Annotated in this window: 18 protein-coding genes; 1 reads left to right on the top strand and 17 read right to left on the bottom strand. The window is 72.4% G+C overall.

The window, feature by feature from the left end:
• Positions 1–39: 39 nt before the first annotated feature.
• The 8 genes from NAMU_RS09465 to NAMU_RS27185 all read right to left on the bottom strand — a co-directional run bounded on the left by NAMU_RS09465 (position 40) and on the right by NAMU_RS27185 (position 10,134).
• Positions 40–408 carry a group I truncated hemoglobin gene (locus tag NAMU_RS09465; protein ID WP_015747184.1) on the bottom strand — a complete coding sequence of 123 codons (369 nt, stop codon included), beginning with the start codon at positions 406–408 and terminating at the stop codon, positions 40–42.
• Positions 409–487: 79 nt separating this feature from the next.
• A complete protein-coding gene (locus NAMU_RS09460) occupies positions 488–2,584 on the bottom strand; it encodes an ATP-binding protein (protein WP_015747183.1) in 2,097 nt (698 codons plus the stop codon).
• 18 nt (positions 2,585–2,602) lie between these two features.
• Entirely contained in the window at positions 2,603–3,490 is an 888-nt protein-coding gene (locus NAMU_RS09455) for a DUF4255 domain-containing protein (RefSeq protein WP_015747182.1), read from the bottom strand.
• A 118-nt stretch (positions 3,491–3,608) separates the two neighbouring features.
• The gene (locus tag NAMU_RS09450) at positions 3,609–4,301 is read right to left on the bottom strand and encodes a helix-turn-helix transcriptional regulator (RefSeq protein WP_015747181.1); all 693 of its coding nucleotides are present in this window, start codon (positions 4,299–4,301) and stop codon (positions 3,609–3,611) included.
• Between the two features lie 216 nt (positions 4,302–4,517).
• Positions 4,518–5,228 (bottom strand): hypothetical protein, encoded by a 711-nt coding sequence (locus NAMU_RS09445; RefSeq protein WP_015747180.1) that lies wholly within the window; start codon positions 5,226–5,228, stop codon positions 4,518–4,520.
• Positions 5,229–5,411: 183 nt separating this feature from the next.
• Positions 5,412–9,056, bottom strand: coding sequence for a chromosome segregation protein SMC (gene smc, locus NAMU_RS09440; RefSeq protein ID WP_015747179.1), 3,645 nt, complete (start codon positions 9,054–9,056; stop codon positions 5,412–5,414).
• Between the two features lie 141 nt (positions 9,057–9,197).
• Complete coding sequence (locus tag NAMU_RS09435) at positions 9,198–9,458, bottom strand: acylphosphatase (RefSeq protein WP_041370192.1); 261 nt, start codon at positions 9,456–9,458, stop codon at positions 9,198–9,200.
• Between the two features lie 121 nt (positions 9,459–9,579).
• A complete protein-coding gene (locus NAMU_RS27185; RefSeq protein WP_015747177.1) occupies positions 9,580–10,134 on the bottom strand; it encodes an eCIS core domain-containing protein in 555 nt (184 codons plus the stop codon).
• 141 nt (positions 10,135–10,275) lie between these two features.
• Between NAMU_RS27185 and NAMU_RS09425 the strand changes: the two genes are divergently transcribed.
• The gene (locus NAMU_RS09425; RefSeq protein WP_015747176.1) at positions 10,276–11,532 is read left to right on the top strand and encodes a DDE-type integrase/transposase/recombinase; all 1,257 of its coding nucleotides are present in this window, start codon (positions 10,276–10,278) and stop codon (positions 11,530–11,532) included.
• 86 nt (positions 11,533–11,618) lie between these two features.
• Here NAMU_RS09425 and NAMU_RS09420 read toward each other — a convergent pair whose 3' ends face one another.
• The 9 genes from NAMU_RS09420 to NAMU_RS09380 form a co-directional block, all read right to left on the bottom strand.
• On the bottom strand, positions 11,619–13,034 hold the full coding sequence (locus NAMU_RS09420; protein ID WP_015747175.1) for a phosphatase PAP2 family protein: 1,416 nt from the start codon (positions 13,032–13,034) through the stop codon (positions 11,619–11,621).
• Between the two features lie 30 nt (positions 13,035–13,064).
• Positions 13,065–13,922, bottom strand: coding sequence for a bifunctional DNA-formamidopyrimidine glycosylase/DNA-(apurinic or apyrimidinic site) lyase (gene mutM / locus NAMU_RS09415; RefSeq protein WP_015747174.1), 858 nt, complete (start codon positions 13,920–13,922; stop codon positions 13,065–13,067).
• 8 nt (positions 13,923–13,930) lie between these two features.
• Positions 13,931–14,695: a ribonuclease III gene (rnc, locus tag NAMU_RS09410; protein WP_245544875.1), complete on the bottom strand. Its 765-nt coding sequence runs from the start codon at positions 14,693–14,695 to the stop codon at positions 13,931–13,933.
• 4 nt (positions 14,696–14,699) lie between these two features.
• Positions 14,700–14,879 carry a 50S ribosomal protein L32 gene (rpmF, locus tag NAMU_RS09405; RefSeq protein WP_015747172.1) on the bottom strand — a complete coding sequence of 60 codons (180 nt, stop codon included), beginning with the start codon at positions 14,877–14,879 and terminating at the stop codon, positions 14,700–14,702.
• A 46-nt stretch (positions 14,880–14,925) separates the two neighbouring features.
• Positions 14,926–15,522 (bottom strand): YceD family protein, encoded by a 597-nt coding sequence (locus NAMU_RS09400; RefSeq protein ID WP_041368658.1) that lies wholly within the window; start codon positions 15,520–15,522, stop codon positions 14,926–14,928.
• A 123-nt stretch (positions 15,523–15,645) separates the two neighbouring features.
• Entirely contained in the window at positions 15,646–16,398 is a 753-nt protein-coding gene (locus tag NAMU_RS09395) for an SPFH domain-containing protein (protein WP_015747170.1), read from the bottom strand.
• A 144-nt stretch (positions 16,399–16,542) separates the two neighbouring features.
• The gene (gene coaD, locus NAMU_RS09390) at positions 16,543–17,040 is read right to left on the bottom strand and encodes a pantetheine-phosphate adenylyltransferase (protein WP_015747169.1); all 498 of its coding nucleotides are present in this window, start codon (positions 17,038–17,040) and stop codon (positions 16,543–16,545) included.
• Positions 17,037–17,606, bottom strand: a complete 570-nt coding sequence (gene rsmD / locus NAMU_RS09385; protein WP_015747168.1) for a 16S rRNA (guanine(966)-N(2))-methyltransferase RsmD — start codon at positions 17,604–17,606, stop codon at positions 17,037–17,039. Before rsmD ends, coaD begins: the two co-directional genes overlap by 4 nt.
• 12 nt (positions 17,607–17,618) lie before the next feature.
• Positions 17,619–21,035 (bottom strand): pyruvate carboxylase, encoded by a 3,417-nt coding sequence (locus tag NAMU_RS09380; RefSeq protein WP_015747167.1) that lies wholly within the window; start codon positions 21,033–21,035, stop codon positions 17,619–17,621.
• Positions 21,036–21,108 lie beyond the last annotated feature (73 nt).

Genomic DNA, 21,108 nt, shown 5'->3' with positions numbered 1-21,108 from the left:
GGCTGCCGGACCGCCGGTGGCGACGGCCCCGCCGCTTTCTCACTCCTGCACGATGTCCATCCGCATGCCGGACAGGGCGCGCAGCACCTCGCGGATGGTCCGGTCGTCCGCGCCGACGTCGACCAGGGCCGCGTTGAGGTGTCCGAGCACCCGGTCGAAGGCCTCGTCGGTGATGTGCAGGCCTTGATGGGCCTTGGCCATCGTGCGGCCGGTGTACTGGCCGGGGCCGCCGACCGCGGCGGCCAGCAGTTCCACCACGTGGCGACGCAGGCGGTCCATATCGGCGTCGGCGAAGTATTCGACCAGCGACGGGTCGGCGGCGATCCGTTCGTAGAATTCCTGCACGGCCCGACGGATGCCGGGGTGCCGTCCGAGCTCCTGATAAGGGCCCACCGGTGAGTCCGACATACCACCACGATAAGGCCGCGACGATCACGTCGGGTATCCGGCCCGACACCGTGGGTCAGGAATCGCTCGACAGTGGTCGTCATCGAGCCGGCACCCCGGGCGCGGGCAGCTTGGTCAGGTAGGGCCCGAACTCCCGTTCCAGGACCAGCCGGCCCATCTTGCGGTACTCGGCGGCGATCGCGGCGATCAGCTCCGCCATGCCGATCGACTTGTCCGCCCCCGCGGCCAGGTAGCCAGCGGTGGTGGCCGCCGACCGGATGTTGCCACCGGACATGGTGAAGGAGCGGGCGCAGAACTCCAGGTCCAGGCCGTCCTCGACGGGCACCGGCGGGCGCAGGCAGTGCTGCCAGATGGACAGCCGGGACCGCTCGTCGGGGGCCGGGAAGTCGATGATCATGTCGAGCCGGCGGGTGAACGCGTCGTCGATGTTGGAGCGCAGGTTGGTGGCCAGAATGGCCAGCCCGTCGAAGGTTTCCATCCGCTGCAGCAGGTAGGCGCTCTCGATGTTGGCGTACCGGTCGTGCGCGTCGCGAACCTCGCTGCGCTTGCCGAAGATCGCGTCGGCCTCGTCGAACAGCAGGACCGCGTTGACCCCGCCGGCCTCGGAGAAGATCCGTTCCAGGTTCTTCTCGGTCTCCCCCACGTACTTGTCGACGACGGTGGCCAGGTTGACCGTATACAGGTCCAGACCGAGTTCCCCGGCGATGACCTCGGCCGACATCGTCTTGCCGGTGCCCGAGTCCCCGGCGAACAGGGCGGTCACCCCACGCCCGCGGCCACCGCCGAGCCGCATCCGCCACTCGACCAGCACCCGGTCGCGGTTGCGGGCCCGGGCGGCCAGGTCGCGGAGCTGCCCCCGGGCCGCGTCCGGCAGCACGATGTCGTCCCAGCCGACCGCCGGTTCGGTCCGTCGGGCCAGCCGTTCCAGGCCGGCCGCGTTCTGCGCCCGGGCGCCCCGCCGCAGGTCATCGGCGGTCAGCACACCCCCGTCCAACGCGGCCGAGGCCGCGGCCGCGGCGACCGCGCGGGCCACCTGGTTCGGGCCGAGAACGAAATGGGCCGGGATCGAGGCCGGGTCGAGCGACACCGGGTCGGCTCCCGCCCCGGACCGGCCGGCCAGCTGGGTGGACCACAACTCGATCCGGTCGGTCGGGGTCAGCGTGCCCGCGTCCAGCAGCAACGGCACCTTCTCGGTCCAGCTGGGATCCCAGTTGACCCGGCCGACCAAAGCCACCGGCACCGGCAGTTCGGCCAGCATCCGCAGCGCCTCCGGGTGGTCGGTGAGCGCCTCGACGGGCCCGGCGACGACCCCGGCCCCGCGCAGCAACGCCTCCCGACCGAGCACGGTCACCGTCTCCCGCGGGTCCCGGCCGAGCGCGAGCCGGGACAGTTCGACACCCAGCACCGGGCGGCCGGCCGCCTGCAGCGCGGCGGCGGCCACCGACGGTCCGATTCCGGCGCCGGACTCGCGCACGTAGACCAGCGACTGCCCGACCTGCAAAGCCCGGGCCAACTGGCCGGATCGCTCGCCCGGGAAGGGCACCGGATCGGTGACGATGCCGAGCAGGGTCGGGTCCACCGCGTCGTCGCCGAGCAGGTGGGCGGCGACCCGGTCGGGCACCCGGATGGCCCGGGTCAGGAACGGCCGGTCGGCGTCGTCGAGCACGACCAGCGATCGGTCGACCAACGGCCCCCCGGGCAGCAGCCGGGACCGGGCCGCCGACGACGCCGGGGCCGCGTCGGCCAGCACCAACGCCAGACCGATGGTGGCTCGCCGCCGGGTCACGTCGTCGTTGAGGTAGCCGTAGAGCCTCTCGAACCGGCTGTCCAGATCGGGCACCAGGGCGATGACCAGGATCTCGGTGTCCAGGGCGGTGAGCCCGGCCTCGGCGGCCAGCCGGCGCAGCCGGATCCGCGCCCCATCGGCCTCGGCCGCGTCGGCCTGCGTCTCGATCTGCTCCCGCGCGGCGCCGTCCGCCCGCGGCGGGGCGGCCGCCGGGGCCAGCAACTTCTCGACCACCTCGTCGGTGACGTACAGCCCGCGGAACGGGTCGTCCGGGGCCGGGTCGTCGGCCCGGCGATTCTGCACCAGCACCCTGATCCGGTCCTCCACCAGGCCGACCCGACCCAGCAGGTAAGCCAGTCCGGCCCGGTCCTGATTGCCCGCCGCGCTCACCCGATCCTCACCGCCGGCTCACTTCTGGTCGATCCCACCGGCGCGGCGACGGCGGGGCTTGGCCTTGGTCTCGGTGCCGGCCGGTGCGGGGCCGGACTCCGCGCTGCGGCGACCCGAGCCGGCCAGTTCCTGCCAGGACAGGCCCGACGTCGAGGCTCGACCGGCGCCCGCCGCGTCCGATCCGGTCCGGCGGCCCGACCCAGTCGACCTGCCCGAGCCGCCCGAGCCGTCCGAGCCGTCCGGGCCGCCCGAGTCGTCTGAGGCGTCCGAGCCAGGACCGGCCAGGTGCTGGCGGTCCTCGCGCGGCGGCCACAGGGCGCCGTCGCCGCGAGATTCGGTGCCGCCCAACGAGATCGTCGGCGGCTGCACCACCGGGGGGCCGGCGTGGTACTGCTGCCCGGTCTCGGTGGGGGCGCTGACCACGATGTCCAGCGACGGCTTGAGCTCGCCACCCAGCGCCGACCAGACATCGGCGAACGATCGGTCCTCCGGGGGCGGCAGGGCCACGGTCACCGGCACCGGCAGCCCGACCTCGGCCAGCGGCCCGGTGAGGAACTCGCCCGGGATGGCGTCGTGCCGCAGGAAGCAGGACAGCAGGGCCGAGAGCAGGCGGTGCTCGTCCTCGGGGCGCTGCGTCCAGGCCGTCACCAGGTAGGAGAGCTTGAAATGCCGCGGCGGCAGGTGCCGGGTCCGCACCCGGTCCCGGTCGTCGTACTCGTTGATCAGCCCACGTTCGCGCCGACGCAGATCCTCCCGGATGTCGTAGAGGTAGACGTCGATGGTGGGCACGTTGCGCCGGCCGGCCCAGTCCTTGGTCGGGGCATCGAACACCACCTCGACCTCGGTGCCCGCGGTCGCCTCGCGCTCGATGAGTGAGCGCAGCGCAACATCGACCTCGTGGATCACCTGACCACTGTCCCGCCTGCCGTCGGTGCAGTAAACGCAACCGCGGACAGCCGGCCGGGCAGGCCCGGCTGCCCGAAGGGGCACCGGCCCCGGCGCCCCGGAGCCGGTGCGAACCGGTTCAGATCAGTCCTTCCCGGACCGCGTACGCGACGGCGTGCGACCGGTTGCGCAGCTGCAACCGGGTGGTCACGTCGTGCAGGATGTTCTTGACGGTGCGTTGGCTGTAGGACAGCCGGCCGGCGATCTCCGCGGTGTCGTGACCGTTGGCCACCAGCTTGAGCACCTCGGCCTCCCGGTCGGACAACCCGGAGAACGCCAGCCCGCGCGGCGCGAGCACCTGACGCTGCAGGCGCCCGACCTGGCCGAGCAACCGGCCCAGCAGATCCGGCGGCACCTCTCCCTCGCCGGCGGCGACCCGCAGGATGGCTCGGGCCAGTGAATCGGGCGTCGCGTCGCCGCGACGCAGCAGGCCGCCGACCCCGGCCTCGGCCGCCGCCACCAGGGTCGAGTCGTCGATCACCCGGGCGACCAGCACGGTGCGCGGGATCGACCCGCGTTGCAGCGCCCGCAGCACCCGCAGCACCTCGTCGGTGAGGCCGTCCGCGACCACCACCGCCACCACGGCCTCACCCAGGTGCTCGGCGTCGACCACCCGGATCTCGGCCCGTTGCCGCAGCTGGCTGATCACGCCGGCCTGCGAGATCGGGTCTCCGGCGTACACGTAGGTCGCCACCGGATCCGGGCCGGTGGCCCGGCCGGTGGATCCGGAGCGCTGGCCCGCCGGCTGCCCGAAAGATGAACCGGTCTGCATCGAAGTTCCTCCCCATCACCGCGCGGTGGTGCATCCCCACCTGCCTGATCGGGAATGCTGCCGGTTGGTCCTCAACGTCCACTCAACGCCGTCTGTACCGTTTATCCGTTTCGCTCAACACCGCACGACCGCCGCTCAACGGGCGGCTCAACGGACCGCTCAACAGACCGCTCAACGGGCCGCCCAAGGGTGCGAACGCCCGGCTCAACGGGACGGTCAGGTGGTCAGCAGCCCCTGGCAGGCCGGCACCTGGGCCATCAGTGCCTGCAGATCCTCGCTCTGGAAGTCGCTGAGCCCGTAGTCGCTCTGCCCGAGCTGCTCGATCTCGGTGTTGATCTGATCGATCGCGGCGTCGATGGATGCCCGATCGGGCGCCGACTGGATGATCACAGCCGCGCCGAGGGTGATCGAGGACAGGTCGTCGAGGTAGGCCAGGTAACCGTCGTGCAGGTCCTGACCGCCGGCGAAGGTGGGCGCGTCCAGCGCGTTGAGCCGGTCGGTCATGGCCAGCAGGGTGTCGGTCAGGTCGGAGTAGTAGGTGACGTAGGCGTCGCGGTACTGCTCGTCGGTCGCGGTCCCGTCCACCGAGGGCACGGCGAACAGCGAACCGACCAGCGTTCCGATGTCGGTGCAGCTGGTCTGCAACCAGATCGCGGTGGTGGCATCCAGCTCGGCCGGGTCGACGACCACGGTCACCGTGGCGTCGTCGGACTGGGTCGAGGCGCTGGTCGTCGGGCTCGACGAATGCGAGCTGGACTGAGTCGAACTGGACGAGGCCGAGCTGGACGGGGCCGAGCTGGTGCTGGACACCGTGGCGCCGGCGGCGGCCGTGCCGGCCGTCGCGGACGAGCAGGCGACGGTGAACAGGGCGGTGGACAGCAGGGCGGCGGCCGCCAGGCTCTGCTTGACGAGGACGCGCATGGTCATGGTTGGACACCTCAAAGGAAAGCCCGCCGGGCGGGGATGTGAGTTTTTCCGGCCGACCGGGGTCAGCCCCGCAGGACTTCCCGGCCGAACGGGAACCAGGAGCATCACCGTCACGGGACGAGACGTCCCGTGACGGGATGAGACCTGGATCACACCTCAAGCCGCTGTGGTGGTGCGACCGCGTCAGGGCGCGGTGGCCAGCTCCTCGGCCGGGCCGCCCACCGGCGGGCTGGTCGGTTCGGCAGCGGGCCGCTCACGGATCCGCTGGCTGATCACCTGCGAGATGCCGTCGCCGCGCATGGACACCCCGTACAGGGCGTCGGCGGACTCCATGGTGAATTTCTGGTGGGTGATGACGATCAGCTGCGAGGACTCGCGCAGCTCGGCCATCAACGACACCAGCCGGGTCAGGTTTACCTCGTCCAGCGCCGCCTCCACCTCGTCCATGACGTAGAAGGGGCTGGGCCGGGCGCGGAAGATGGCGACCAGCAGTGCGACCGCGGTCAGCGAGCGCTCGCCACCGGAGAGCAGGCTCAGCCGTTTGACCTTCTTGCCCGGCGGCCGGGCGTTGACCTCTATGCCGGTGGTCAGCATGTTCGACGGGTCGGTGAGCACCAGCTCGCCCTCACCGCCCGGGAACAGCGTCGAGAAGACGATCTTGAACTCGCGTTCGACGTCCCAGTAGGCGGCGGCGAACAGCTCCAGGATCTTCTCGTCGACGTCCTTGATCACCTGCAGCAGGTCCTTGCGGGTGGACTTGAGATCCTCCAGCTGGGTGGCCAGGAACTTGTGCCGCTCCTCCAGCCCGGCGTACTCCTCCAGGGCCAGCGGGTTCACCTTGCCCAGCGCCGTCAGGTCCCGTTCGGCCCGGCGCAGCCGCCGTTCCTGGGTGGGCCGGTCATAGGGCATCGACGGCGGGGCGGCCACGTCCTCGCCGCGTTCCTTGGCCGCCTCGTACTCGGCCATCTCCTGCGGGTTCGGCGGGACCGGGTTGGACGGGCCGTAGGCGGCGATCAGCTCGTCGGCCGGGATGGCGAACTCGTCGACCGAGCGGTCGGCCAGCTGCTGGGCCAGCATCGTCTGCTGGGCCCGCAGCACCTCGCCGGAATGCACCGCGTCGGTCAGCTTGTCCCACTGGGACTGGAGCTCGGCAGCCCGGGCGCGGGCCTCGTGCAGCACGGCGTCAACCTCGGCCCGCCGCTGGGCGCAGGTGTCCTTCTCGGCCGCGGCCTCGGCCAGCGAGACGGACAGCCGCTGGGCCACCCGCTCCCCCAGTTCGGCGACCCGGGTGGCCACCGCGGCCTGCAGCACCCGCCGCTGGTTGGCCGCGGCGATCCGGCGCCGCTGGTCGCGTTCGGCGGCCGCGGCCCGGCGCAGCGAATCGCCGGCGCCGGCCGCCGCATTGGCCCGTTCCTCCGCCGAGCGGTGCACCAGCCGGGCCTCGACCTCACGCTGCCGCGCCTGCGCGGCGGAGTCGGCCAGTTCGTCCCGCAGCGAGGTGTCGACCTCGACCGGGGCTTGCTCGGATTCGACCGCGGCGAGCCGGGCCTCCAGGTCGTCGACGGCCCGGCGGTGCTGCTCGCGGGCCGTCTCGGCGGCCTGGCGGCGTTCCTCGAGCCGGTTGGCCTCGGCGGCCGCCGCCCGCGCGGCCGAGCCGTAGCGGGCCAGCTCCTCGGCGACCGCGGAGATGTGCGCGTCCGATTCGTTCAGCGCCGACAGGGTCGCCGCCGCCGCGGCCTCGGCCGCGCTCACCCGGGCCTTGGCCTGCGCCAGCGCGGCGGTCAGCTCCTCGATCCGGGCCTGCGCGGCGGTCAACTCGTCGGCGGCCTGGTCGCGGGTGGCCTGGATCTCCAGCAGGGTCTGCCCGCCCGCGCTGCCCCCGCTGGCCCAGTCGGGGCCGATGACGTCGCCGTCGGCGGTCACGCAGCGCACATCCGGCACGGCGCCGATCAGCGCGATCGCGGCGGCCGCGTCGGGCACGACGGCGACCAGTTCCAGGGTGCGGGTCAATGCCGGCAGCAGCATGTCCGGGGCCCGGATCAGGTCGACCGCCCAATGCGCGCCGGCCGGCAGCTCCGGCCAGGACCGGCGGTCGGGCTGGCTGCGAGCGCCCTGGATGAGGATCCCGGCTCGGCCACTGTCGTTGCTGCGCAATAGGTCCAGGGCCGCCGCAGCGTCGCTGACCGACCGCACGGCGACGGCGTCGGCGACCGCACCGAGAGCGGCGGCGATGGCCGTCTCGTGCCCGGGGGTGACGCCGATCGCGTCGGCCACCCCACCGAGCAGACCCGGCGCGTCCGCGCCGGCGGCCAGCAGGTCGGCGGTGCCGTCGCGACGGTCCAATCCGAGGGCGAGCGCGTCCACCCGGGCCTGCAGCGAGGAGGCGGTGCTCTGCGCATGCCGCAGGTGATCGGTCAGTTCGGCGGCCGCGGTGCGGGCGACCTCCAGCTCCGCCGTCGCCATCTCGTGCGCCTCGTCCAGGCCGACCTCGGAGGAATCCAGGTCGCCGACGGTGTCCTGCGCGCGGGTGAACTCGACCTGGGCCTGGGCGGCCCGGTCGCGGGCCTCGGTCACCGCCGCGGACAGCCGCTGCACCTCGTCGCTGCCGGCGGAGAGCCGGGACCGCGCGGCCTGCACCTGGCCGGCCAGCTTGGCCAACCCCTCCCGCCGATCGGCGATCAGCCGGCTGGCGGCGGACAGCTCGTGCTCGGCGGCGCGCAGGGCGTGCTCGCGTTCCTGACGCTCGTCGCTGGCCGCGGCGAGCCGCTCGGCGGCGGCCTCGACCGCCTCGACCAGGGCCTCGTGCTCGGCCTCGGCCCGTTCGGCCCGGGCCTCGAGCTCGTCCGGATCGCGGCGGGATTCGGCGGCGTCGCGCACCGGCGCGGACAGGTTGCGGGCCCGCTCGGCGGCCAGGGCCACGGTGCCGCGAACCCGCTCGGCCAGTGCGGACAGGGCGAACCAGGTCTCCTGGGCGCGGGCGACCGCCGGGCTCAGCTCGCGCAGCTCGGCCTCGGCGGTACTGAGCCGCTCGGTGGCCTCGGCCAGGTCGCGCTGCACCCGGTTGCGGTGCTCGACGGCGGTCTGCTCGTCGACGGCGTCCTGCTCGATCTTGGTCAGGATCTGGGTGAGTTCGTCGGCCAGCAACCGCATCCGGGCGTCCCGCAGGTCGGCCTGCACCCCGGCGGCGCGCCGGGCGACCGCGGCCTGGCGGCCCAGCGGTCCCAGCTGGCGGCGGATCTCGGCGGTCAGGTCGGTGAGCCGGTTGAGGTTGGCCTGCATCGCGTCGAGCTTGCGGATGGTCTTCTCGCGGCGCTTGCGGTGCTTGAGGACCCCGGCCGCCTCCTCGACGAACGCGCGCCGGTCCTCCGGGCGGGCCTGCAGCACGGCGTCGAGCTGGCCCTGCCCGACGATCACGTGCATCTCGCGGCCGATGCCGGAGTCCGAGAGCAGCTCCTGGATGTCCAGCAGGCGACACGAGGAGCCGTTGATCTCGTACTCGCCGACCCCGTCCCGGAACATCCGGCGGGTGATGGAGACCTCGGCGTAGTCGATCGGCAGCGCGCCGTCGGAGTTGTCGATGGTCAGCGTGACCTCGGCCCGGCCCAGCGGCGGCCGGTCGGCCGTGCCGGCGAAGATGACGTCCTCCATCTTGCCGCCGCGTAGCGCCTTGGCGCCCTGCTCACCGAGCACCCAGGCGATCGCGTCGACCACGTTGGACTTGCCCGACCCGTTCGGCCCGACGACCGCCGTGATGCCCGGTTCCAGGCGCAACGTGGTGGACGAGGCGAAGGACTTGAAACCCTTCATCGTGAGGGACTTCAGGTGCACGGGCCGGCCCCTCCTGCTCGTCGATGGCGTGCTCCGGTGCGGGTACGCCGTCTGAAGACGCTACCGGCCCCGTCCGGTCAAGCCGAGCAGGCTGCCGGCTGAGTCGCGAGGGATCGCCCACACCGGCGCGCGGGGGGTCGGTCAGCCGACGTCGAAGCGGCGGAAGGTGCCGCGGGCCGGCGCGAACTGCTCCACCACCTGCTCGACCCGGCCCGGGGTCTGCCCGCCCCGCAGCCAGGCCAACAGGTCCGCACAGGCCGGCCGGGGACCCTCCACGACCACCTCCACCCGGCCGTCGACCAGGTTGGTCGCGCTGCCGACCAGGCCGAACTCCATCGCCTTGGTGCGGGTGAACCAGCGAAAACCCACCCCCTGCACGTGGCCGTGCACAAAGGCGGTCATCCGCACCGCGTCCGGCTGCGCGGCCGCCTCGGACGGTGCGGACGGAGCTGCCGCGGGGTCGTCGTGGGAACGTCCGAACCAGTTCATGACTTCATCCTGCCCGGCGCGCTCCGGCCGGTCGTCAGCCGCGGTTCTGCACGACGTGGGTCAGCTCGTGGGCCAGCAGCCGCTGATCACCGATCGACGAGCCCTCGCCCAGGACGATGTCGTTGCCGGTGGTGAAGGCCAGCGCACCGAGGGCCTGGTTGGTCCGGGCCGCCCGGTCCCCGGTGTGCACCCGCACGTCGGAGAAGTCGGCGCCGAACGCGCCCTCCATGCGGGTGCGCATCGGCTCGGGCAGCGGGCTGCCCCCGCCGCGCAACTGCTCGATCGAGGACCGGGTGCCCGGCGACAGGGACCCACCCTCGATCCCGACCTCGGGTTCGACCCGTCGCCGGACCGGAGCCGCGGCCGTCGCCGGCGCGGCCCCGAGTCGTTGCAGCACCTCCTGGCTGACCCGGTCCGCCTCCGCCTCGGCCGGGTCGTGGGCCGAGCCGACGGTCAGCCCGGGCACCGCGACCGGCGCGAACCGGGCCCCGGCCGGTTCCGGCCGCGTCGCGCTCGGCGGCTCGGCCGGGTCCGGGCGCTGCCGCGCGGCACCCTGCGGTTCCGGCCGGTGTCGCGCGATGCTCGCCATCGGCCCATCATCCTCGCTTCGGCGCCCGCGCGACAGCCCCCGACAAGACTCACCAGAACTGCCCGCGAAACGCTCTCCGTGCCTCACGTAGGAATGCCCGCGTAGCGGTGACCGTGCTGGAGCATGGAGAGTGGGTTGTCGATGGCGTCTCGGGCCGAGATCACCACCAGGTACGCCAAGGCGTTCAAGGCTGCGGACAGGCGGACGAAGGGCCGGATCCTGGACGAGGTGGTGTCCGTGACGGGCTGGTCGCGGGACAACGCCCGGCGACGCTTGACCAGCGCCGCGCAGTGCCCGCCGGGCGGCGGCCGACAGGTCGCCCAGCGGCCCAGGAAGCAGCGGGCGAACAAGTTCTCCTACGAGGCCGTAAAGGTCCTCCAGCGGGTCTGGGCGGCTTCCGGTGGGCAGTGCGGCAAGTACCTGGCCGCATCGATGGACACGCAACTGGACGGGCTGGAACGGCACGGGGAGCTGGTCGACGGCGAGTGCCGGTACAGCGCTTCGGTGCGGGCCGAGCTGCTCGCGATGTCGCCGGCGACGATCGACCGCTACCTGCGGACCGCGAAGGCCACCGACCAGGTCCGCGGTGTCTCGACCACGAAACCGTCACCGTTGCTGCGGTCCTCGATCAAGATCCGTAAGGCGGGCGACGAGGTCGAGGCCGAGCCCGGCTTCTTCGAGGGCGACACGGTTGCACATTGCGGCCCGACCCTGCGGGGCGAGTTCGCTCGCTCGGTGAACCTGACCTGTGTGCATACCGGGTGGGTCTTCACCCGCTCGACGCGCAACAACGCGCACGCCAACATCCTGGCCGCGCTGCAGGCCGGGGTGCAGGAGATCCCTTTCGCGGTCACCGGTCTGGACTTCGACAACGGAGGTGAGTTCCTGAACCGGGCCGTCATCAAATGGGCCGCCGAGCGAGACATCTACTTCACCCGGTCCCGGCCGTACAAGAAGAACGACCAGGCCACGATCGAGTCGAAGAACAACCACCTGGTCCGCCGGTACGCGTTCTACTACCGGTACGACACCGACGAGGAGCGGCACGCGTTGAACCGGCTCTGGAAGCTGGTCAACGACCGGCTCAACTACCTCACCCCGACGATCAAGCCGGTCGGCTGGGGTGAGAACAAGGCCGGTCGCCGCAAACGCCTGTACGACAAGCCGCAAACCCCGTTGAGTCGGCTGCTGGCCGCCGGCACGCTGTCGCCGGCGCAAGCCCACGAGCTGACCGCCTACCGGGACGGGCTCAACCCAGCCGCGCTCGCCCGTGAGATCGCCGACATTCAAGCCGTGCTGCTGGGCCTGGCCAAGAACAAGACCGAGCAGCTCTACCTCGCGACCGTCCCCAAGGCACTGCCCGACGTGCGCAAAGGCGTCCGGATCCGGGCCGGCTGACGCCCCGCTTCGCGGGCATTCCTAGATGAGGCATGGATCGTCCTACGCGGGCATCTTGACGTGAGGCATTGCGGCCCCCCGGACAATCAGCTGGTGGCCCGGTACACGATCAGCCGCCGATCCGAGATGGACAGTTCCACCACGTCTTTCGGATCGGTGATCTCGCCGTCGTGGGCCACCGGCTTGGCTCCGGACAGCGACTCGATACGCACGTGGCCGGCCTCCAGCTCGCCGTAGACCTTGCTCAGCCGGGCCACGCCGATGATCGAGTACAGGATGGCCCGGGTGCGGGAGAATCGGCGGTCGGCCCGCAGGTACTGCACGTCGAGCACGCCCCCGGCCAGCTGGTCGCGCCACGCCGGCGCGAGCCCGCGGGGTGAGTACCGGCCGTTGCCGATGAACACGATCCAGATCGGGTGCTTCTCGCCGTTGATGACCAGATCGATCGGTTTCTCGTGGCGCAGGGTCCGCAGGATCGCGTAGGCGGTGGCCGGCCACTTGCCCATCCGGTCCGAGTACTTGTCCCGGCGCCGCACCATCTCCGGGTACTGCCCGATGCTGGCGGTGTTCAGGAACGGGACGCCGTCGATGGTGGCCAGATCGACCATGCCGGAGGTCCCGGTCTCCACCGCGGCCACGGTCTCGGCGTCGGTGTCCAGGCCGAGCGCCTTGGCGAAGTGGTTGAACGTGCCGGCCGGGAACACGGCCAGCGGCAGCCCGTGGTCGTGGGCCAACTGCGCGACCGAGGCGACCGTGCCGTCGCCGCCGGCCACCCCGAACGCCTTGGGCAGCTCGTCGACCAGGTCGTCGATGTCGGTGCTGGGGTCCCACTCCAGGATCCTCGCCTTGGGCAGCGCCCGGGAGATGGAGTCGGCGGCCCCGTCCGAGCTGCCGGACGCGCCGTTGAGGATGACTGTCAGACCCTCGCCCTGGGGCAGGGCGGGCGCGTTGCCGGCGGCCATCAGGGCCGGACCCCACGGCTTGACCGGCCACATCGCCCGGCCGATCAGGGCCACGGTGATCCCGACGGCGGCCCCGGCCCACACATCGGAGCGGTAGTGCACCCCGACGTGCACCCGGGAGTAGGCGACCGCGGCGGCCAACGGCACCAGCAGCGGCCCGGCCCACGGCACCTCCAGAGTGGCCCCGGTGGCGAAGGCGGCGGCCGAGGCGGCGTGACCGCTGGGGAACGAGGAGGTCCAGGGCAGCTCGCCGATCCGGCGCGCGATCACCGTCCGCTCCGGGTCGGGCCGGCGTCGGCCGAACACCGGCTTGAGCAGCGCATTGGAGACCAGGCTGGCCGCGCTCAGGCTGGCCAGGCCGCGGAAGGCCCCGCGTCGGGTCCGCCGGCTGGCCAACGCGCCGACGGCGGCCACGCCCATCCACAACCGGCCGTGGTCGGCGGTTTTGGTCAGGATGCGCAGGGCATGGTCCAACGGCCGGGCGATCGGCATCGGGGCGGGGACGATGAGCGGATTGGGAGGCTGGTCGGTGACGCGCATCGGCCTCACAGTAGGCGGAAGCGGCCGGGGCTACGGGCGGGGTGGCCGTTGGCAGCGCGGGCACCAGTACGACGAGCGATTCATGAACGCCGACCGGCGGATCGGCGTCCCGCACCGCGGGCAGGGCCGGTCGGCCCGCCCGTACACGTTGAGCGACCGGTCGAAGTAGCCGGACTCGCCATTGACGTTGACGTACAGCGCGTCGAAGGAGGTGCCGCCGACGGCCAGCGCATCAGTCATCACCTCGGTCGCGGCGGCCAGCACCGTCGCCGCCTGCGGCCGGGTGAGCCGCTCGGTGGGCCGGTCGAAGTGCATCCGGGCCCGCCACAGAGCCTCGTCGGCGTAGATGTTGCCGACCCCGGAGACCACCGTCTGGTCCAGCAGGGCCCGCTTGATCCCGGTTCGCTTGTGCCGGAGGGCCGCCACTGCGCCGGCGGCGCTGAACTCCGGGTCCAACGGGTCGCGGGCGATGTGGGCGATCGCCGCCGGCAGCTCGGCCCCGCCGGGTGCATAGGTCATGCCGCCGAAGGTCCGCTGGTCCAAGAAGTCCAGGCTGGGGCCGGCGTCGTCGAAGTCGAAGCGGATCCGCAGATGCGGGTGCAGCGGCTCGGGAATGGGTCCGGCCGGGCCGGCGACGCGGAACTGGCCGCTCATGCCCAGGTGGGCGAGCACGGCGTCGCCGTCGTCCAGCGCCCACCACAGGTACTTGCCCCGCCGGCGCACGTCGCGGACCAGGCGGCCGGCCAGCACGGCCTGGAAGTCGTCGGGTCCGCCGGGATGCCGGCGGACGGCGCGGTCGTGGTGCACGCGAACCGTCCGGATGCGCCGGCCCGCGAGATGGGTCAGCAGGCCGCGACGGACGGTTTCGACTTCGGGAAGTTCAGGCACGGCAGGGATCAGGCACTGCTGCGCGAGGCGTCCGGCGTGTCCGGGCGGGACCGACCCGCCGCCCCATCCTGCAGGCCGGTGTAGGCGGCCGCGGCCGCGTTCTGCTCGGCTTCCTTCTTGGTCCGGCCGGTTCCGGTGCCCCGGGCCGACCCGGACAGCAGCACCCGCGCGGCGAAGACCTTGGCGTGGTCCGGCCCCTCCTCGGACACCCGGTATTCGGGGACGCCCAGGCCACGTTCGGCGGCCAGTTCCTGCAGCGAGGTCTTCCAGTCCAGGCCGGCACCCAGCTGCGGCGCGGTGGCCAGCAGGTCGGCGAACAGGCGCAGCACGACGGCCCGCGCCACCTCCAGCCCATGCTGCAGGTACACGGCACCGATGACGGCCTCGACCGCGTCGGCCACGATCGAGGACTTGTCCCGCCCGCCGGTGAGTTCCTCACCCTTGCCCAGCCGGAGCTGGTCACCCAGCCCGATGGTGCGGCCGACGCCGGCCAACGCGTGCATGTTCACCACGGAGGCGCGCAGCTTGGCCAGCCGCCCCTCCTGCAGTTCCGGATGGGTGCGGTACAGCGTCTCGGTGACGACGACGCCGAGCACCGAGTCGCCCAGGAACTCCAGCCGCTCGTTGGTGGGCAGGCCGCCGTGCTCGTACGCGAAAGACCGGTGGGTCAACGCGAGGACGACGAGCTCAGGACTGAGCTCAACACCCAGGGCCGCGCTGATGGCCAGCGGGTCCGGGGTGTTGTTCGCCGACGGCACTGTCGCGGCGGCCAAGGGGTCAGACCCCGACGACCTGGCGGCCCTTGTACTGCCCGCAGGTGGGGCACGCCTGATGCGGCGGCTTGAGCGCACCGCAGGCGCGGTTGTTGCAAGCCACCAGCGTCGGCACGGTGGTCTTCCACTGCGAACGACGCGAGCGGGTGTTGCTGCGCGACATCTTCCGCTTCGGGACAGCCACGATCAATCTCCTCTGTTGGTGAATCAGTTGGCGATGATGACGTTCTTCACTCGCCAGGCCCGGCCGGCGGCCGGTCCGTGCTTTCGGGTGAACCGGTTCCGAACCGGTCCCGCAATGCGGCCCAGCGAGGATCCAGTATCGCATGCGAATGACCGGGCTCGAGGTCATCGAGCCGGCCGCCGCACTCCACGCACAATCCGCGGCAGTCCGGCCGGCACAGCGGGGCCATCGGCAACGCGGTGACGACCTCGTCGCGGACCAGCTGCTCCAGGTCGATTCGTTCGTCGACGACCCGGTAGATCTCGTCCTCCTCCGTCGTCGCCGCGGTGGCCGACTCGGGATAGGCGAACAGTTCGCGGATGCCGGCGACGACCGGCTCCGTGGTCTCGATCAGGCAGCGTGCACACTGCCCGACCGCCGTCGCCGCGGCGGTGCCGGACACCAGCACGCCCTCGGCGACCGCCTCCAGGCGCAGGTCCAGATCGACCTCGTCACCTGGGGGGACGGCCAGCACCTCCAGCCCCATCGGGGCGTCCAGGGGCACGGCGATCCGCAACGTGCGCATCGATCCGGGCCGGTGGCCCAATGCCCGGGTGTCCACCACCCAAAGCGAGTCGTGGCGCGGAGCAGGTACGGCGGACATGACGGGTTTCAGCAACTCTCTGGTGGTTCGAGAAACAGGCAACCGTTCCAGAGTAGTCGAAACGATCACCGGATCCAATTCCGCGGCTTCGCGCTCCCCCGCACGGGTGAACGCCGCGCCGGGTCAGCTCCGGGCAAAGATCCGTTCGTCGCGCAGATCGGCCACCCCGCCGGTGCGCAGCGCGCTGCGGCCCCGGCCCACGGTGCGCAGGGTCGAGGTGAGCGTCTCCTCGAGGTTGCCCAACGTGGAGTCCACGTAGGTGTCGCACTCGTTGCGCATCCGGTCGGCGTCGGCGTGGGCGCCGTCCAGGATGCGGGCGGACTCGGCGTACGCGGCCTGCACCACCTCGGTCTGGGAGACCAGGCGGGCCTGCTCGGCCTTGCCGTCGGCGACCGAGGCCTCGTAGCTGGCCCGGCCCGCGGCGACCGACCGCTCGGCGTCGGCGTGCGCCCGGGCCATGATCGAGTCGTGCTGTTCCTGGGCCGACGCGACGATGCGGGCGGCCTCGTCCCGGGCCCGGGCGACCAGCGACTCGGCGTGCGCGGACGCCTCGTGGACCAGCCGGTCGGCCTCGGCGCGGGCGCCGGACACGGTGGCCTCGGCCTCGTTCCGGGCGCCGGTCACGGTCCGCTCGGCCTCGTTCTGCGCGTCGGAGACCATGGTGGTGGCCTTGTCGGACGCCTCGGCCAGCATCTGATCGCGGTGATCGAGCACGTCCTGGGCGTCGTCGACCTCCCCCGGCAGGGCGTCACGAACGTCGTCGAGCAGTTCCAGGACATCCCCACGTGGCACCACGCAGGATGCCGTCATCGGCAGACCGCGGGCCTCCTCGACGATGGTGACCAGTTCGTCGAGTGCCTCGAAAACCCGGTACATGCAAACCTCCTACGGGTCGACTGGCAGGCTCGCGGAACCCGGCCGATCGCCGGGCCACGCTCGTCCAGTCTGACAAGGGCGGCACCCGCATCCGCGCAAACACGCCCGAGCGCAATGGTGCGGCAGGTCACCGCCCGATCGGGGTCAGCGCTGCGCGAGCCGGGCCGCGAGAGCGTCGGCGACCACGCCCGGCAGCAGGTGCCGCACGTCGCCGCCGTACGTGGCGACCTGTTTGACCAGCGACGACGAGACGAACGAGTAGGCCGGGCTGGTCGGCATGAACAGGGTGTCCACCCCGGTCAGGCCGTGGTTCATCTGCGCCATCTGCAACTCGTAGTCGAAATCGGAGACCGCGCGCAGACCCTTGACGATGGCGGCGATACCGTGCTCGCGGCAGTAGTCGACCAGCAGGCCTTGGAACGTGTCGACGTCCACGTTGGGCAGCTCGCCGGCGGTGGCGCGCAGCAGGTCCAGCCGCTCGTCCAGAGAAAACATGCCGCGCTTGTCCGGATTGACCAGGACCGCGACGGTGACCCGGTCGAACAGGCCGGACGCCCGGCCGATCACGTCCAGGTGGCCCAGGGTGGGCGGGTCGAACGACCCCGGACACACCGCGTGGGTCGGTCGGCGGGCCTGGCTCATGGGGCGCGACCGTAGCAGAGCAGCGTGTCGCCGTACTTGCGCACCCGGACGGCGGTCAACGGCTCGGGCCAGGACACCTCACCGGAGCGGGCGCTGCGTTCGACGATCAGGTCGGCGTGGTCGGCCAGCACGCCGCCCGCCACCAGAGCGGCCAGCACCCCCCGCACGCTGGCGCCGTCCAGGTCGTAGGGCGGGTCGGCCAGCACGATGTCGAACGGTCCGCCCAGCCGCGCGGTCAGCGCCGGGGCGGTGACGTCCGCGGCCAGCACGGTCAGCGTCGGCCCGCCGTCCTCGTGCAGGGTGTCCACGTTGGTCCGCAGGGTGGCCAGCGCGGACCGGTCCTTCTCCACGAACACCGCCGACGACGCGCCCCGGGAGGCCAGTTCCAGCCCGAGGGCACCGGTGCCGGCCCACAGGTCCAGCACCCGGGCCCCGACCAGCCCGCCGGTGGCCTGCAGTGAGCCGGCCAGCGCCTCGCGGACGCGTTCGGCCGACGGCCGGGTGCCCACTCCCTTGGGCACCACGAGCCGCCGGCCGCGCCAGCGGCCGGCGACGATCCTGGTCATCGGCCGGCCCGCTCAGGCGCCGTCGGTCAGCACGAGCAGCAGGTCGCCGCCCTCCACCTGCTGCACCGGGTTGATCGCGGTGCGCTGCACCCGACCGGCCCGGGCACTGGTGATCGAGGCCTCCATCTTCATCGCCTCGATGGTGGCCACGGTCGCCCCGGCCTCCACCTCGTCACCCTCGCTGACCGCCAGGGTGACCACGCCCGCGAACGGCGAGGCGACGTGGAACGGATTGCCCGGGTCGGCGCGCTCGGCCACCGGCACGTCCACGTCGACGCTGCGGTCGCGGATCTGCAGCGGGCGCAGCTGGCCGTTGAGGGTGGTGACCACCGTGCACAGGCCGCGCTCGTCGGGGGCACCGGTCGCCTCCAGCCCCAGGTAGAGCTGGACCCCGGACTGCAGGTCGACCACGTGCTCGGCGCCGGGCTGCAACCCGTAGAGGTAGTCGACGGTGGGCAGCACCGACAGATCGCCGAACTGCTGCCGGGACTGGCGGAACTCGCGCTCCGGCCCCGGGAACAGCAGCCGGTTCAGCGTCGGCCGGGGGTTGGCGGCCAGATCCTGCGCGTCCTGGTCGCTCAGCGTCGCCTCCGGCGGGGTGTACCGGCGGCCGGCCAGGGCCTTGGTCCGGAACGGCTCCGGCCAACCCCCGGGCGGGTCGCCCAGGTCGCCGGACAGGAACCCGATCACCGAGTCCGGGATGTCAAAGCGGCCCGGATCGGCCTCGAACTCGGCCGGGTCGACCCGCGCCCCGACCAGGTGCAGGGCCAGGTCGCCGACCACCTTGGACGACGGGGTGACCTTGACCAGGTTGCCGAGCATCGCGTTCGCCGCCGTGTAGGTGGCCTCGACCTCCTCGAACCGGTGTCCCAGGCCCAGCGCGATCGCCTGCTGGCGCAGGTTGGACAGCTGCCCGCCGGGGATCTCGTGCTGGTAGACCCGGCCGGTCGGCGCCCGCAGGCCCGACTCGAACGGCGCGTACAGCGCCCGCACGGCCTCCCAGTACGGCTCCAGCTCCTGCACGGCATGCAGGTCCAGGCCGGTCGGCCGGCCGGTGAAGTCGGTCGCCGCGACCAGGGCCGACATCGGCGGCTGGGACGTGGTGCCGGCCATCGAGGCACTGGCCGCGTCCACCGCATCCACCCCGGCCGCCGACGCGGCCAGCAGGGTGGCCAGCTGGCCGCCGGCGGTGTCGTGGGTGTGCAGGTGCAGCGGCAGGTCGAACCGCTCGCGCAGCGCGGTGACCAGGGTGTGCGCGGCCGGGGCCCGCAGCAGCCCGGCCATGTCCTTGATCGCCAGCACGTGCGCGCCGGCGTTGACGATCTGCTCGGCCAGCCGCAGGTAGTAGTCCAGCGTGTAGAGCTTCTCGGCCGGGTTGGACAGGTTGCCGGTGTAACACAGGGCGACCTCGGCGACCGCGGTTCCGGTGGCCCGCACCGCGTCGATCGCCGGGCGCATCTGGCTGACGTCGTTGAGGGCGTCGAAGATGCGGAAGATGTCGATGCCGGTCGCGGCCGCCTCGTGCACGAAGGCGTCGGTGACGGCCTGCGGGTACGGCGTGTAGCCGACGGTGTTGCGGCCGCGCAGCAGCATCTGCAGGGCGATGGTGGGGATCGCCTCACGCAGGGTGGCCAGCCGCTCCCACGGGTCCTCGGACAGGAACCGCAGGGCCACGTCGTAGGTGGCGCCGCCCCAGGCCTCGATGGACAGCAGCTGCGGGGTGAGCCGGGCGACCGCGGGCCCGATCATGGCCAGGTCGCGGGTGCGGACCCGGGTGGCCAGCAGGCTCTGGTGCGCGTCCCGGAACGTGGTGTCGGTGACCAGGAGGTCGGGCGCCTCCCGCAGCCGGCGGGCGAAGCCCTCCGGACCCAGGTCGACCAGGGCCTGCCGGGTGCCGGGCGGGGCGGGGTGCTTGAGGTCGACCGCCGGCAACTTCAGGTGCGGCTCGAGCAGCCCGGCCGGACGCGGACCGTAGGGCTTGTTGATGGTGATGTCGGCCAGGTACGAGAGCAGCCGGGTGCCGCGGTCGGCGGAGTGCCGGGCGGACAGCAGCTCGGGGTGGGTCTCGATGAAGCTGGTGGTGACCCCGCCGGCGGCGAAGTCGGGATCCTCCAGCACGGCCATCAGGAACGGGATGTTGGTGGCCACGCCACGGATGCGGAACTCGGCCAGGGCCCGACGGGCCCGGGCGACGGCCTGCTTCCAGTCCCGGCCGCGGCAGGTCAGCTTGACCAGCAGCGAGTCGAAGTGGGCCGAGACGTCGGCGCCGGAATGCACGGTGCCACCGTCGACGCGCACGCCCCCGCCGCCCGGCGAGCGGTAGGTGTTGATCTTGCCGGTGTCCGGGCGGAACCCGTTGGCCGGATCCTCGGTGGTGATCCGGCACTGCAGGGCGGCTCCGTTGACCCGGATGCTCTCCTGGGCCAGACCCAGGTCGGCCAGGGTCTCGCCGGCCGCGATGCGGATCTGGGCACCGACCAGGTCGACGTCGGTGACCTCTTCGGTCACCGTGTGCTCGACCTGGATGCGCGGGTTCATCTCGATGAAGTGGTACCGGGCGTCCGGCCCGCTCCCCTCGACCAGGAACTCGACGGTGCCGGCGTTGACGTACCCGATGTGCCGGGCGAAGGCCACGGCATCGGCGCAGATCCGGTCCCGCAGGCCCGGATCGAGGCCGACCGCGGGGGCCACCTCGATCACCTTCTGGTGCCGGCGCTGCACCGAGCAGTCGCGCTCGAACAGGTGGATGGTGCCGGCCGGGTCGCCCTGCGGGCCGCGGTGGTCGGCCAGGATCTGCACCTCGATGTGGCGGGGTTCGATCACCGCCCGCTCCAGGAACACGGTCGGATCGCCGAACGCGGAGTCGGCCTCCCGCATCGCGGTGGCTAGGGCTTCGGGCAGCTCCGCCGGGGTGTTGACCCGGCGCATGCCCCGGCCGCCGCCGCCGGCGACCGCCTTGACGAACACCGGGAACCCGATCTCCTCGGCCGCCGCGATCAGCGTGGGCACGTCGGACGAGGGTGCGCTGGAGGGCAGCACCGGCACCCCGGCGGCGGTGGCCGCGGCCACCGCGGTGGCCTTGTTGCCGGCCATCTCCAGCACCGCGGCGGACGGCCCGATGAAGGTGATGCCGGCATCCGCGCAGGCCTGGGCCAGGTCGGGGTTCTCGGACAGGAAGCCGTAGCCCGGATAGACCGCGTCGGCCCCGGCCGCGACGGCGGTCCGCACGATGGAATCGACATCCAGGTACGCCCGGACGGGGTGGCCACGTTCGCCGATCTGGTAGGCCTCGGTGGCCTTCTGCCGGTGCACCGAGTTGCGGTCCTCCCAGGGGAACACCGCGACCGAGTCGATGCCCAGCTCCCAGGCGGCGCGGAACGCACGAACCGCGATCTCACCTCGGTTGGCCACCAGGATCTTGGCGAACATGCCACCGTCCTCTTCTGTTGTCGTTGACCCGGCCGACGCGATCCGCTCGCGGTCGGGCCGTCGCAGGCAACTT

The organism is Nakamurella multipartita DSM 44233 (assembly GCF_000024365.1).
Lineage (GTDB): Bacteria > Actinomycetota > Actinomycetes > Mycobacteriales > Nakamurellaceae > Nakamurella > Nakamurella multipartita.
Note: the sequence above shows the minus strand (reverse complement) of the source record. Positions and strands in the feature narration are given on the sequence as shown.